The 13,610-nt window shown below is 46.3% G+C and carries 14 protein-coding genes and 1 other RNA gene; 11 read left to right on the top strand and 4 right to left on the bottom strand.

Features of this window, described 5'->3' with window-relative positions:
- Nucleotides 1-10 precede the first annotated feature (10 nt).
- On the top strand, nt 11-646 hold the full coding sequence (gene sspA / locus ACRRSY_RS18860) for a stringent starvation protein SspA (RefSeq protein WP_432456028.1): 636 nt from the start codon (nt 11-13) through the stop codon (nt 644-646).
- Nucleotides 647-657: 11 nt separating this feature from the next.
- Nucleotides 658-1,068, top strand: a complete 411-nt coding sequence (locus ACRRSY_RS18855; RefSeq protein ID WP_432461083.1) for a ClpXP protease specificity-enhancing factor — start codon at nt 658-660, stop codon at nt 1,066-1,068.
- 41 nt (nt 1,069-1,109) lie between these two features.
- Here the strand turns inward: ACRRSY_RS18855 and dolP are convergent, their stop codons facing one another.
- The 4 genes from dolP to ACRRSY_RS18835 are packed head-to-tail and all read right to left on the bottom strand — an operon-like array spanning nt 1,110 to nt 4,469.
- On the bottom strand, nt 1,110-1,682 hold the full coding sequence (gene dolP, locus ACRRSY_RS18850; protein ID WP_432463805.1) for a division/outer membrane stress-associated lipid-binding lipoprotein: 573 nt from the start codon (nt 1,680-1,682) through the stop codon (nt 1,110-1,112).
- 3 nt (nt 1,683-1,685) lie between these two features.
- Nucleotides 1,686-2,276 carry an SIS domain-containing protein gene (locus ACRRSY_RS18845; protein ID WP_432456030.1) on the bottom strand — a complete coding sequence of 197 codons (591 nt, stop codon included), beginning with the start codon at nt 2,274-2,276 and terminating at the stop codon, nt 1,686-1,688.
- Between the two features lie 2 nt (nt 2,277-2,278).
- Entirely contained in the window at nt 2,279-2,677 is a 399-nt protein-coding gene (locus tag ACRRSY_RS18840; protein WP_432456031.1) for a YraN family protein, read from the bottom strand.
- The gene (locus tag ACRRSY_RS18835; RefSeq protein WP_432460140.1) at nt 2,619-4,469 is read right to left on the bottom strand and encodes a penicillin-binding protein activator; all 1,851 of its coding nucleotides are present in this window, start codon (nt 4,467-4,469) and stop codon (nt 2,619-2,621) included. The genes ACRRSY_RS18840 and ACRRSY_RS18835 overlap by 59 nt, the downstream gene beginning before the upstream one ends.
- 140 nt (nt 4,470-4,609) lie before the next feature.
- Here ACRRSY_RS18835 and rsmI point away from each other — a divergent pair, with 140 nt between their 5' ends.
- From rsmI to mraY, 9 genes are all read left to right on the top strand, one after another.
- On the top strand, nt 4,610-5,449 hold the full coding sequence (rsmI, locus tag ACRRSY_RS18830; RefSeq protein ID WP_432456033.1) for a 16S rRNA (cytidine(1402)-2'-O)-methyltransferase: 840 nt from the start codon (nt 4,610-4,612) through the stop codon (nt 5,447-5,449).
- 52 nt (nt 5,450-5,501) lie between these two features.
- Nucleotides 5,502-5,898: RNase P RNA component class A (rnpB, locus tag ACRRSY_RS18825), an RNA gene on the top strand.
- Nucleotides 5,899-6,239: 341 nt separating this feature from the next.
- Complete coding sequence (gene mraZ, locus ACRRSY_RS18820) at nt 6,240-6,695, top strand: division/cell wall cluster transcriptional repressor MraZ (RefSeq protein ID WP_432456139.1); 456 nt, start codon at nt 6,240-6,242, stop codon at nt 6,693-6,695.
- Between the two features lies 1 nt (nt 6,696).
- Nucleotides 6,697-7,632: a 16S rRNA (cytosine(1402)-N(4))-methyltransferase RsmH gene (gene rsmH, locus ACRRSY_RS18815; protein WP_432456034.1), complete on the top strand. Its 936-nt coding sequence runs from the start codon at nt 6,697-6,699 to the stop codon at nt 7,630-7,632.
- Complete coding sequence (ftsL, locus tag ACRRSY_RS18810) at nt 7,632-7,949, top strand: cell division protein FtsL (RefSeq protein WP_432456035.1); 318 nt, start codon at nt 7,632-7,634, stop codon at nt 7,947-7,949. Before rsmH ends, ftsL begins: the two co-directional genes overlap by 1 nt.
- Nucleotides 7,949-9,679 carry a penicillin-binding transpeptidase domain-containing protein gene (locus tag ACRRSY_RS18805; RefSeq protein WP_432456036.1) on the top strand — a complete coding sequence of 577 codons (1,731 nt, stop codon included), beginning with the start codon at nt 7,949-7,951 and terminating at the stop codon, nt 9,677-9,679. The genes ftsL and ACRRSY_RS18805 overlap by 1 nt, the downstream gene beginning before the upstream one ends.
- The gene (gene murE, locus ACRRSY_RS18800; protein ID WP_432463804.1) at nt 9,669-11,141 is read left to right on the top strand and encodes a UDP-N-acetylmuramoyl-L-alanyl-D-glutamate--2,6-diaminopimelate ligase; all 1,473 of its coding nucleotides are present in this window, start codon (nt 9,669-9,671) and stop codon (nt 11,139-11,141) included. Before ACRRSY_RS18805 ends, murE begins: the two co-directional genes overlap by 11 nt.
- Nucleotides 11,138-12,517, top strand: a complete 1,380-nt coding sequence (locus tag ACRRSY_RS18795; RefSeq protein ID WP_432463803.1) for a UDP-N-acetylmuramoyl-tripeptide--D-alanyl-D-alanine ligase — start codon at nt 11,138-11,140, stop codon at nt 12,515-12,517. The genes murE and ACRRSY_RS18795 overlap by 4 nt, the downstream gene beginning before the upstream one ends.
- Nucleotides 12,511-13,593: a phospho-N-acetylmuramoyl-pentapeptide-transferase gene (mraY, locus tag ACRRSY_RS18790; protein ID WP_432456039.1), complete on the top strand. Its 1,083-nt coding sequence runs from the start codon at nt 12,511-12,513 to the stop codon at nt 13,591-13,593. Before ACRRSY_RS18795 ends, mraY begins: the two co-directional genes overlap by 7 nt.
- Nucleotides 13,594-13,610 lie beyond the last annotated feature (17 nt).

The raw sequence follows: 13,610 nt of genomic DNA, 5'->3' as shown, positions 1-13,610 counted from the left end.
GGAGGGTTCAATGGCTGTAGCTGCCAATAAGCGTTCGGTAATGACGCTATACTCTGGTGCTAACGACTTATATAGTCATCAGGTACGCATCGTTTTAGCCGAAAAAGGCGTCAGCGTAGAGATTAATCAAGTTGACCCGGATAACTTGCCGGAAGATTTAATTGATCTGAATCCGTACAGCTCAGTTCCTACTTTGGTTGATCGTGAATTAGTTTTATACCAATCACAGATCATCATGGAGTATCTGGACGAGCGCTTTCCTCATCCACCATTAATGCCTGTTTACCCCGTATCTCGTGGTTCTAGTCGTTTGATGATGCATCGCATCAAGAATGATTGGTACAGCCTAGTGGCGCAAATTGAGAAAGATCAAAATGCGGATGCTGCACGTAAACAATTAACTGAAAGTCTATTAACTATCGCTCCGGTGTTTGCTGAGATGCCTTATTTCATGAGCGAAGAGTTTAGCCTCGTAGATTGTTATTTAGCACCTTTATTGTGGCGTTTGCCGACTTTAGGTATTGAACTACAAGGTATCGGTGCGAAAGAAATCAAATCGTATATGATCCGGGTATTTGATCGTGAATCTTTCCAAGCTTCATTGACTGATTCCGAACGTGAAATACGCGATGGGTTTCTTGGCTAATGAATATTGAAATGACGCCAAATCGACCGTATTTGTTACGGGCGTTTTTTGATTGGTTGTTAGACAATGAGCTTACGCCACACTTGGTTGTGGACGCGACACAGGCGAATGTGACAGTCCCTACTCAGTTTGTGAACGATGGTCAAATCGTGTTAAATATTGCACCTTCGGCAGTCGTAGCATTTGATATGGACCTGCACCATGTGGGATTTAATGCCCGCTTTGGCGGTAAACCATTTCAAATTTATGTACCTATGTCGGCAGTGGTTGCGGTTTATGCGCGTGAAAATGGTGCCGGCATGGTATTTGAGCCGGAAGCCGCTTATGAGGCGGAGCAAGTCGAATCTGCTGAACAGGCTGAGTCGCCTGAAAAAAGGACTGACGACGCACCTAAAAAGCCAAGCTTAACCATCGTAAAATAAAAAAAGCGCCTATTGGCGCTTTTTTATTGCTTAGCGATTATTTAATCGTCTATCACCAGTTCAAATAATTTCACTACCTTGCTCACACCGGCTTCATTACGGGCAATATTAATTGCTAAACTCTGTTCTTGTTCGGTGACAAATCCAATCAAAAACACTTCGCTATCTTCGGTAATTACTTTTATTTTTCCCGGTGCTAATTCATTATCACCATAGATTTTTAGCTTGATTTTAGTGGTGATCCAAGCGTCATTGCTGCGAGTGCTTAACGACACAGGATCTTTGATTCGAACTTCGTTCAATACCTCTTGAACACCTTCTGTGGCACGAACGATTTGAGTTATTTGGTTGTAATTTTCTTGACTCGGAGTCTGTCCAACAATCAAAACTCGGCCACTTAAAGAGACGATCGAAAGTTTACTTTCTTGCCATATTTTTTCTGATTTACCCAGTGCGCTGAGGGTTTGTAATTCAATGGTTTGGTCATCGATTTGGGTGCCGATGGTTCGTCGGTCGGTCGCCGCACCAGCGGCGACGCTGGCCCCTACAACGACTGCTCCAGCACAGGCCTGTAATAGGCCTGCTAGTACTACAATGGCGATAATTCGCAACATTCTCTAATCCTCTTGTTGGGGGAATAAGGTTCGGTCGATTAAGTCACATAAACTATTTAAGGCCAGCAGGTGTACCTCGTTTATTCTTATGCTTTGCTCTGCTGGGACTCTAACTTCAACATCTTGCTCGCTCAGTAATCCGGCCATTTCGCCGCCATCTTTTCCGGTGAGAGCGATAATGCTCATGTCGCGGTTCACCGCAGCTTCCATTGCTTTAATTACATTACGACAGTTACCAGAATCAGAAATAGCAACCAGTACATCACCTTGTTGTCCTAAGGCGCGAATTTGTTTGGCAAATACTTCGTCAAACGAATAATCATTGGCGATTGCTGATAATAAGGAATTATCGGTGTTGAGGGCTAAGGCTGGGAGGCTTGGGCGTTCGGTGTCAAAACGGTTTACTAAACTTGCGGCAAATTGCTGGGCTAAGGCAGCCGCCGAACCATTGCCAGCAATTAATAATTTATTCCCATTTAGCAGGGCGTGAGCAATGATAATGGTTGCTTTTTCGATGGCGTCTGGTAGCGCTTCGGCAGCAGCGATTTTGGTTTGAATACTCTCTCGGAATATCTCTTTAATACGTTCTTGCATGTTTATTCCCCAAATGCGTTTTGGAACCATTCTAGATAGGGAGCTTGTGCTTGTATGGCGATCACATCGAAACGCATGGCTGTATCAAATTGGTTTAAATTTTGTTGCTGTAAGTAGTATTGAGCACTTAGTATAATTCGGCGGATCTTATGTTGGTCAACGGCCGCGACCGCCCCTCCAAAAGTATTCGCACTACGATACTTTACTTCGACAAATACCCAAATATCGTTTTGTTTACAAATTAAATCTATCTCGCCGCGGCGGCAGTGATAATTTTTTTCAATCAGCTTTAAACCTTGTTGTGTTAGGTAACGAGCTGCTTGCTGTTCTGCTTGTTGCCCACTATTCAAGGGATTTTGGTTTTGCTTGGATGTCCAAGGGAACCAGTTTGCCATTTTCATATTGAGTCCAGATCAGCTGTCGAGCAACGAGACCTTTTGGATCAACACTTAAGTTGCCAGTAAGTCCCTGAAATTGATAGTCGGAATAGCCGCGCATTTGGGCTAATTGACCAATTAGGTTGAAGGCATCATAACCCAAAGCGTAAAGCCGTTTTTGAGTATCTGTTGAACTGGGCCAAAGCTGTTGGTAACGAATTGCGTTAACCGATTGTAGATCTAGCGCCCAAGGCATTTCACTGATTAGCATACCATCAAGTTCGTTCTCGCTGGTCTGGTCATTTTTGTTATAGCTGCGAGAGCTTGCATATAAGCGTGGGCTCATAGCAAAGGGACTCACCGTTACATCAATAAAGGCTTTGATGAGTTTAGTCTCGGTATTATCGCCAACTAAATATAAGGCTTGTGCATCGCTGCGCGAGCGCAGTTCGGTTTTCAGGTTTTGACCAATTATTTGTTTAAATTGATTGATGCGCTGTTGGCTTTGGTCGGTATGCAATAATTTGGTTACGGCCGCCTGTAATTGGCTACGATTGGCGTAATACACCACATCAACAGGCGCGGAAGAAAGCATTTGCCATTGCTGGCTAAATGCTTCTGCCATACGCTCTCCTAAGTTATTTTGAGGGACTAATAACAAAGGGTTCGTTTCTTCTCGCTGAGCCATGAATTGTGCAGCCTGTTTGGCTTCTGTTTCGGGAGACAAAGGAAAGAAAAAGCGTTGTTCGGTGTTACTACTGAGCACATCATTTAAGCCCAGCAGCGGAATAGTTGGTTGTAGCGTAAGTAGATTGGTTAATTGAGATTTAAGCAGCGGACCGAGGATAAAGTTGATTTGCTGTTCTTCCAATTGTGCATATAAATTTGCCATGGCTTGTGTTTGCGTATCAAAAAATATCAGTTGGGTATCGCTTGCGTTATTTTGCTGTTGGTCTAAGTAAGCCGAAATCAAGCCATCTTTTAGCGCTAAACCGTTATTTTTATATTTTCCAGACAAGGGGAGGAGCACCGCAATTTTCTTCGGTGAATAGGGTTCAATGCTTAAAGCTTTTGCTAGATCTCCATCAATATAATCGAGAGCAGGATGATTAGGATAGTCACGTTTCCACTGCTGCAATGCGGCAATTAGAGCCGCAGGGGATGGTTTAGGCTCATTGCTGATAGCCACAATCTCTAACCAGCCATTTTTTAAGTCACTAGAGACCTGTTGGAAGCTACGAAGGGTAAATGCGGTGAGTGGTTTGAGTTGTTGCCAAATCACTTGATGATTTGTGGCGCGCAGCGCTTCTGGTAAATAACGGTCCAGTTCTATATAAGCGCCTGCAGCGGCTAATGGGTTGTTTTGTTGTTTAAAGATATCACCACGCGTTTGGTAATAGCTTTGCCAGTAATCACGAGGCAAATCCCATATCGGGTCAAAGTCTAATAATTCTAAGGCTTGGGAATAGTGGCCTTGACGCTGCAGAGCGTAGCCTTGAACTAAGCGAAGCGCAGCGATACGTTGTGGGCTGTTGGTTTGAGCCTTTAACGATGAAACAATCGCATCACCAGCTTGGTATAAGCCCTGCTGGTAGTAAGCCTTCGCTGCGAGTAATTCCCAATCATAAGTATGCTGTAACTCTGCGATAGCCGCCTGGTCTAAATAAAATTGAGCATTGTGCTCTAAAGTTGAAGCTAAGGACGGTAGAGGTATAGCTGTAATCGGTTGTTTTGTTGGGCCAGTACTACAAGCCGCTAATAAAAGCACCACCGTTAAACTGACATAACGTAGTGCTGAAATCAGGTTCGTTTTCAAAGTCTATACCACCAGTATCGTTTCAATAGTGCATATAGTAAGAGGCTCGCGACAAATAATCCACAATCGCGGTGTTGAAAGATTGAGGCTAGCCCGTCTTTTCATTAAAGTAGGGGCCGAATTAACGAGAGGTACTCCCTATGTCCGCAATTGGAACTTTATATATTGTTGCAACTCCAATTGGCAATTTAGCCGATATTACTTTGCGTGCATTAGACGTACTCAAGAGCGTGTCGATGATTGCTGCAGAAGATACTCGTAATACAGGTCGTCTGTTGGCTCACTACGAAATTGGTACTCGTTGTGTGGCAGTACATGATCATAACGAGCAACAAAAAATCGCTTGGTTGGAGAAATGTTTGTTGGAAGGGCAAGACATTGCGCTTGTTTCGGATGCAGGCACACCACTGATTAACGATCCGGGTTATCACCTGGTGGCAGCGTTTCGTGCCAAAGGCTACACGGTGGTGCCGTTGCCTGGTGCTTGCGCTGCAATTGCAGCTTTATCTGTCGCCGGTTTACCCACCGACCGTTTTTTGTATGAAGGATTTTTGCCGGCGAAAAGTAATGCGCGTCAAGCTCGATTGGCTGAGTTACGTCAAGAGGTTCGTACCGTGGTTTTTTATGAGTCGCCACATCGTATTGTCGAAAGCTTAAAAGATATTGTTCAATGTTTGGGTGAGGAGCGCCAAGTCGTGATGGCGCGTGAGCTGACGAAAACCTTTGAGACGGTGAAATCTTTAGCTGCTGCTGAATTACTGGCATGGGTACAGGCCGATCCAAATCAGCAAAAAGGTGAGATGGTCTTGATCGTGGCCGGTTTTGACAAATCCACTCAGGGCTTGCCTGTGGAAGCGCTAGATACCTTGAGTTTGTTACAACAAGAACTCCCTTTAAAAAAAGCCGCCGCTCTCACTGCTAAAATTTATGGTTTAAAGAAAAATGCGCTTTACGAACATGGCCTAAATCACTCGAAGTAAGGGCGGAGAAAGCGCTATTCTTAAGTGCAGGAGTTTGCTATAGTCCGCCACCGGAGTTGGCTAGACAATCGCTGCTTCGTCGTTGTGTACTCTTTCGGGAGTGGCAAACGGGCGAAGGGGAGGAAAGTCCGGGCTCTATAGGGTAGGGTGCCAGGTAACGCCTGGGAGGCGCAAGCCTACGACAAGTGCAGCAGAGAGAAGACCGCCGATGGCGACTCTTTCTTCGGAAAGGGTTGATACAGGTAAGGCTGAAAGGGTGCGGTAAGAGCGCACCGCACAACTGGTAACAGTTTGTGGCGAGGTAAACTCCACCCGGAGCAAGGCCAAATAGGCCCCCTTAAGGCGCGACCCGCGTTGGGGGCGGGTAGGCTGCTTGAGCCGTTAAGCGATTAACGGCCTAGACGAATGATTGTTCACGACAAAACCCGGCTTATCGGCCAACTCCTACTTCTTTAAAAGCCCCGTTGCTAAAACGGGGCTTTTTTAATTTTTGATAAGTAAATGCTCGCTATCCCCTCCGACATTGACCCTTGTGATTCTAGTCTTGATAACTTTTTACTAAATAAAACGATTTATTTTTACTCATTTGTAGGCCCGGTTGCTTTGTATATCAGCCCTTTAGCTGAGGTCTTTGAATCCTTGGTGGAATTTTGTTCATTTTCTTGCTCATGGTCGCTTGCAAAGGGGGAGACTCGTCCTTAAACTTAGTGAATTGTGGGATAAAGTGGATCATAGTGGATCTATTACCCCTTTAAATCTGATATTAGCATGTGAGGGGAGTCAACACCGGATGTTACGCGGCGCAAGTTCAATCAATCTCGATGCGAAGGGGCGAATGACAATGCCCACGCGTTATCGTGAGTGGTTGATTGAAGAGTGCCAAGGGCAGTTGGTGTGCACCATTGATATCAATCATCGCTGTTTATTACTTTATCCACTGGCCGAGTGGGAAGAGATTGAGCGGAAGTTGAAGAAATTATCAAGTATGAATCCAGCTGAGCGTCGCTTACAGCGCTTGTTGTTAGGTTATGCGGATGATTGTGAGATGGATAAAAATGGCCGTTTGTTGATCCCCCCTCCACTACGCCAACATGCGAGTTTGCAGAAAAAAATTATGCTGGTCGGCCAACTCAATAAGTTTGAGCTGTGGTCTGAAGAGCAATGGCAGCAACAGATTGCTGCCGATATCGCCTTAGATGAGGATGTTGATATGTTAACCGATAACCTAAAAGATTTTTCACTTTAATATGAGTAATGAATTTGCCCATACCTCGGTACTTTTGCAAGAGTGTATTGATGGTTTAGCCATCAAAAAAGATGGTATTTACGTCGATGGTACTTTTGGTCGAGGAGGCCATAGCCGTGAGATCTTAAAGGCGCTTGGGCCGCAGGGGCGTTTGATCGCTATCGATAGAGATCCTCGAGCGATTGAAGCAGCGAAACAATTTGCCGATGATCCGCGTTTTCAGATTGTTCATGGTCCCTTTTCTGGCATCGAGCAATATATTAGCGAGTTAGGTTTAGCTAAAAAGATTGATGGTGTATTGCTGGATTTAGGGGTGTCGTCGCCACAACTCGACGATGCAGAGCGAGGTTTCAGCTTTTTACGTGATGGTCCCTTGGATATGCGGATGGATACATCGCGAGGCCAAACGGCTGGAGAGTGGCTCACCCATGCTGCGGAAGAAGACATTACCTGGGTGATTAAAACCTTTGGTGAAGAAAAATTTGGCAAGCGGATCGCACACGGCATTGTTAACGCGCGTCAATTGGAACCGCTAACCAGTACCCTGCAGCTCGCCAAAATTATCGATTTAGCTTGTCCGGTTAAAGATAAACATAAACATCCTGCGACCCGCAGTTTTCAGGCGATTCGTATTTATATCAATAGTGAACTTGATGAAATCGAAAAGGCCTTATTAGGTGCAATGAACTGCTTAGCCACCGATGGTCGTCTGGCTGTGATTAGCTTCCATTCTTTAGAAGATCGGATGGTCAAACGTTTTATTCGAAAACAAGAGAAGGGTGAGCAATTCCCGCGAGGATTTCCGTTAACTGAACAACAGTTAGCCAGCGGTCGTTATTTAAAAAGTGTTGGGCGAGCGATTAAACCGAGTGCTGCCGAAATTGAAGTTAATCCGCGCTCGCGTAGCTCGGTATTGCGGATAGCTCGTCGCTTGTAATGAGCGAAGTTAACCGCCAGCCCAATCTGTTACGGGCGATACTGAAAGATTTTTGGCGTCATAAGCAGCAGCTAGGGCTACTGATACTGGTAGTGATCTCTGCTTTTGCAGTGGTTTGGACAACCCATCATACGCGGATGTTTGTTGAGCAAAGAGAACGTTTAATGATGAATCGCGATGCAATCAATGTGGAGTGGCGGCACCTACTCATTGAACAAAATACACTTGCAGAACATAGCCGTATAGAGAGTATCGCTCGAAAGCGTTTGGCGATGCATCGACCCAAGTTAGAAGAACAAGTGGTAATTAGTAAGTAATGAGCAATAAGGCAAATAAACAAGGACTGTTCATCCATTGGCGCTTTGTGCTAGTGATGGTCGTGGTTTGTTTGGTATTTACTGCCCTAGTAAGTCGTGCCGCTTATATTCAGGTGATCGCACCGGATAAACTGATCTACGAAGGGGATTTACGTTCTATTCGTACCAAAACCGGTTATGCGGAACGAGGTGTGATTACCGATCGTTTTGGTAACGAACTTGCGGTAAGTGTACCTGTTCGTGCTATTTGGGCGGATCCGAAGCATGTGGTTGAGCAAAATAGCTTCGCAGATGGTGAAGCTTGGGCCGCCTTAGCCAAGGTGTTAGAGACCGATGTCGCTAGTTTACAGAGCCGTGTCAGCGATCCGCATCGGCGTTTTGTATATTTACAGCGACAGGTAAGTTCCGCAGTAGCGAATTATGTTGATAAACTCAAAATCAAAGGTGTTTATCTCAAACCTGAATCAAGAAGGTTCTACCCTACTGGCGAAGTGAGTGCTCACTTGGTTGGTTTTACTAATATTGATGACCATGGTCTGGAAGGGATTGAGGGAAGTTACGACGACTGGCTTACCGGTGAACCGGGTAAGCGCCAAGTTCGAAAAGATCGACTGGGTCGTGTGGTTGAAGATCTTGCGGTTATCCATCAAGCCAAGCAAGCGCAAGATATTGCCTTGAGCATTGACCAGCGTATTCAAGCCCTAGCATATCGTGAGTTGAAGAAAGCAGTGGCTGATACCCGAGCGACTTCGGGGAGCGTTGTGGTATTAGATATCGACACCGGTGAAGTCTTGGCAATGGTCAATAGTCCTTCATTTAATCCGAACAATCGCAATGAATTTCAAAGTTATCGCTATCGTAATCGCGCGATCTCCGACAGTTATGAACCAGGTTCGACGGTCAAACCCTTATCGGTACTTGCAGCATTGGAAGCTGGTCATGTTAAAACCAATAGTATGATCAATACCAATCCCGGGTGGATGCGCATTGGTGGCCGTCGAGTCCGTGATTCTCATAATTATGGTGAAATCAGTCTTACTAAAGTGATTCAAAAGTCGAGTAATGTTGGAACCAGCCAGTTGGCACTAAAAGTTGGTGTTGAGGGTTTGCTGGATACATTTTATCGCGTCGGTTTTGGCAATGGTGCAGGCTTAGGCTTGGTGGGGGAATCGGCTGGATTGATGCCACAACGTCGACGCTGGTCTGATTTTGAATTGGCAACCTTGTCCTTTGGTTACGGTTTAATGGTCACGCCGCTCCAATTGGCACAAGCCTATGCCACGATTGGCGCTGGTGGCATATTTCGCCCCGCATCGATTATTAAGTTACAAAAAGCGGCGCCGGGTGAACGGGTTTTTAAAGAATCCACTGCCAAAGCGGTGTTACAGATGATGGAGTCTGTGGTCCATGAAGGTGGCACAGGGCTTAAAGCTGCTGTGCCTGGATTTCGTATCGCCGGTAAAACCGGAACTAGCCGTAAAGCGATTCGTGGTGGCTATGGTGATGATTATGTGGCGATCTTTGCTGGAGTCGCGCCTGCGAGTCACCCTAAGCTTGCGGTCGTGGTGTTTGTGAATGAGCCCAAAACGGACAGCTATTACGGTGGCGTGGTTGCGGCACCAGTATTTTCTAAAGTGATGCAGGCTGGATTGCAATATTTAAATGTCGCGCCAGATGACGATGACGGTCGTATTGTGAAGTTGAGTGGGGGCGTTGATAGTGAAACCTGATTTATCAGCACTACTCGCAAAATTTGCCGTGACTCAGGCGCCTAAGCTGAGCTTTGAGCACTTATCCTTGAATAGTCGTGAGCTTCGTTCTGGCGATGTATTTGTGGCTATTCATGGTCATCAGGTCGATGGTCGTGATTACATCGATGCAGCCATTATTGCGGGTGCCGTAGCTGTGATCGTTGAAGCTGATACTGAACAACAGCATGGTCAAATTGAATGGCGTGGAGAGATCCCCTGTATTGCCTTCTGGCGTTTAAGTCAGCAACTCTCTCAGTTAGCCTCTGCCAGATACTTTCCTGAGGGGAATCACTTAAATCTGGTCGGAGTGACTGGAACCAATGGTAAGAGTACTGTCACTCATCTGATTGCTAATCTGGCCAATTTAAGCGGTATTAAAGCTGCAGTGATGGGGACCTTGGGAAATGGTAAGCCTGGTCAGCTCGAGCAGAGCCATAATACCACCGCTGATGCGATTACGATTCAACGTCAGTTGAGTGAGATGCAGCAACAGGGCTATCAATTAGTGGCGATGGAAATATCTTCCCATGGTTTGGTACAACAACGGGTTGCAAGTGTTCCTTTCTCGGTCGCTATTTTTACCAATCTCAGTCGCGACCACCTCGATTATCATGGCAGTATGGCTGAATATGGCCGTGCTAAGCAGGCCTTGTTTGACTGGCCAAGTTTGCAGTGTCGTCTGATTAATGCTGACGATGGTTTCGGAAAGCAATTACTGCAGCATTACCCTGATGCCCAAGCTTTGTCCTTAGAAGATAGCAGAGCACAATGGCAGATCGCTGATTTACACTTTAGTGAACGCGGTGTTCGTGGTTACTTGCTAAGTCCCGAGGCAAGCCATGAACGGGTTGCGTTACACAGTCCCCTATTGGGGCGGTTCAATGCCGAGAACTTGCTCAGTGCGATTGCTTGTCTTCACCACTTTGGGGTCGATTTAGCAAAACTAATGGAATTACTTCCTTGTTTAAATGCAGTACCGGGTCGGATGGAGTTGTTTGTCGGAAAATCTTCGGTAGTGGTGGATTATGCGCATACTCCGGATGCATTAGATAAAGCCTTGACGGCCTTACGTTTACATTGTCGCGGGAAGTTGTGGTGTATCTTTGGTTGTGGCGGCGACCGTGATAAAGGCAAGCGGCCTTTAATGGCGGCGGTTGCCGAGCAAAAAGCTGACCAAGTCATCGTGACGGATGACAATCCTCGTTACGAAGATGCGGTGGCGATTGTTGAAGATATCATGGCGGGCTTTTGTCACCCTGAGCGAGTCGCGGTTGAACATCAACGGACCGTCGCGATTCAACAGGCCATTCAGCAAAGTGGTTCACAAGACATCATCTTGGTGGCAGGAAAAGGCCATGAGAGTTATCAAATTATTGCTGCGCAAGTTCTCGATTATGACGAGCGGGCGGTCGTACAAAGCTTAGTCGGGAGGACACAATGATCCCATTGAAGCTGTCTGAGCTGCTCAAGCCCTTGCAAGCTAAACTAATCGGTGATGATCAGACCATACTGAGGGTTGATACCGATTCTCGTAAGCCGATGCCACAGAGTCTGTTTGTCGCCTTAAGCGGTGAACGTTTCGACGCCCATGACTTCGCTGGTAAAGCCCTCGAACAAGGTGCTATTGCTTTGGTTGTGGAACGGCTTCTGCCGCTCGATGTACCGCAATTAGTGGTCGCTGACTGCCGAATAGCCCTAGGTTTGCTCGCGAGTTATTTACGTGAAAAATTGAGCTTGCCTTGTTGCGCAATCACTGGCAGTAATGGCAAAACTACCGTGAAGGAAATGACGACAAAGATTTTAGCGCAGGCTAAATCGGTGTTAGCTACTCAAGGTAATTTTAACAATGACATCGGTGTTCCCCTGTCGTTATTGCGAGCCACCGAACAACATCAAGTGGGTGTGCTTGAACTGGGCGCGAATCATATGGGTGAAATTGCCTATACCGTGGCCTTGGTGAAACCGTGGGCAGCACTGATCAATAATGTGTCAGCCGCGCATATTGAAGGTTTTGGCGATCAAACGGGGGTATTACGCGCTAAATCAGAGTTGTTTGTTGGTTTGGCGAAGGGCCAAGTGGCGATCTGTGAAGCTGGCGCTGATTATCAGCAGCCGCTGATGGATGCGGCCAGCCCAGCCAAGGTTCAACTATTTTCTTTGGATCAGCCGAATGCTGATTTTTACGCCAGTGAGATCCACTCATTGGGTCTCTCGGGAAGTCGGTTCACCCTCAATACACCCCAAGGTCGAGTGCAAGTGCAGATAAACCTTGCGGGTCAACATAATGTGAAGAATGCGGTGGCTGCGTCTGCTTTGGCTATCGCGATGGGGGCGAGTTTAAGCGAGGTGAAATTAGGCTTGGCCGACTTGGAGGAAGTCCCTGGGCGGGTGAATGTGCAGACGCTTAGTCCACAGCTTCAGTTGATTGATGATAGTTATAACGCCAATCCCGCTTCATTTAAGGCGGCTGTCGATATTTTAGCCAGTTTTGAAGGTAAGCGCTTGCTTATCGCTGGCGCCATGGGAGAAATGGGCGAGCAAACGGAACTGGCGCACAAAGACTTAATTGCGCAAGCACTTGACAGAAACATTAGCTTGTATTCTTATGGCGCGTCTTTTCAGTCGGCGCTGGCCGATTTAGGACGTTCAGAGCTGGTTTTTGACTCCCACGAGCATTTAATTTCGCAGCTGATTGAGGACTTGAATCAGGCGCCTAATCAGGCTTGTTTGATATTGGTGAAAGGTTCTCGTTCAAGCAAAATGGAAACGGTGGTCCAGCACTTACAACAATATTATAAGAAGGGTTTCGAATGTTAGTTTGGTTAGCTGAATATCTGCAGCAATATTACAGCGGATTTTCGCTATTTGGTTATTTAACCTTTAGGGCGATTGTGAGTATCTTAACTGCCTTAGTGTTTGGCCTGTGGATGGGACCGAAGCTTATCCGTAGTTTACAACGTTTGCAGATTGGACAAACGGTACGTAACGACGGTCCTGAATCTCATTTAAGTAAATCTGGGACACCGACCATGGGCGGCGTTCTGATCATCGCTTCGGTATTTTTATCGACCCTGTTGTGGGCTCGTTTAGACAATCCTTACGTGTGGGTGATGCTGTTTGTGTTTGGCAGTTACGGCGCCATTGGTTTTATCGACGACTATCGCAAAGTGATCCGCAAAGATCCAGCTGGCCTAATCGCGCGCTGGAAGTATTTTTGGCAATCGGTGGTTGCTTTAGTGGTGGCGCTTTACCTATTTTGGAGCGCAGATTCAGCAGCGCATACCCAGTTGGTGTTGCCATTTATCAAAAATGTGATGCCACAGCTTGGCTGGTTATTTATTCCCCTGACTTACCTCGTCATAGTTGGTAGCAGTAATGCCGTTAACTTAACCGATGGTTTAGATGGCTTGGCAATTATGCCCAGTGTGATGGTGGCCTCGGCCTTTGCCTTAATCGCTTATCTTACCGGACATGTTAATTTCTCAAGTTATTTGTTCATTCCTTATATTCCTGCCGCCAGTGAATTGGTGGTGGTGTGTACCGCGATGGTCGGGGCTGGTTTAGCCTTTCTTTGGTTTAATACCTATCCAGCCCAAGTATTCATGGGCGATGTTGGCTCGCTTGCCTTAGGGGCAGCCTTAGGTACGGTTGCGGTGCTGGTGCGCCAAGAGTTGCTGTTGGTGATTATGGGGGGCGTGTTCGTAATGGAAACGGTTTCGGTGATCTTACAGGTTGGCTCTTATAAGCTGCGTGGTCAGCGGATTTTCCGTATGGCTCCAATTCACCATCATTATGAGTTGAAAGGCTGGCCTGAGCCTCGAGTGATTGTGCGTTTTTGGATTATTTCATTGATTTTAGTGTTGATTGGTCTTGCGACTTTAAAAGTAAGATAACAGATAGGATTGAGTGG

This window comes from Agarivorans sp. QJM3NY_33, from assembly GCF_050870865.2.
Classification (GTDB): domain Bacteria; phylum Pseudomonadota; class Gammaproteobacteria; order Enterobacterales; family Celerinatantimonadaceae; genus Agarivorans.
This window is presented reverse-complemented; position numbering and strand designations above follow the sequence as displayed.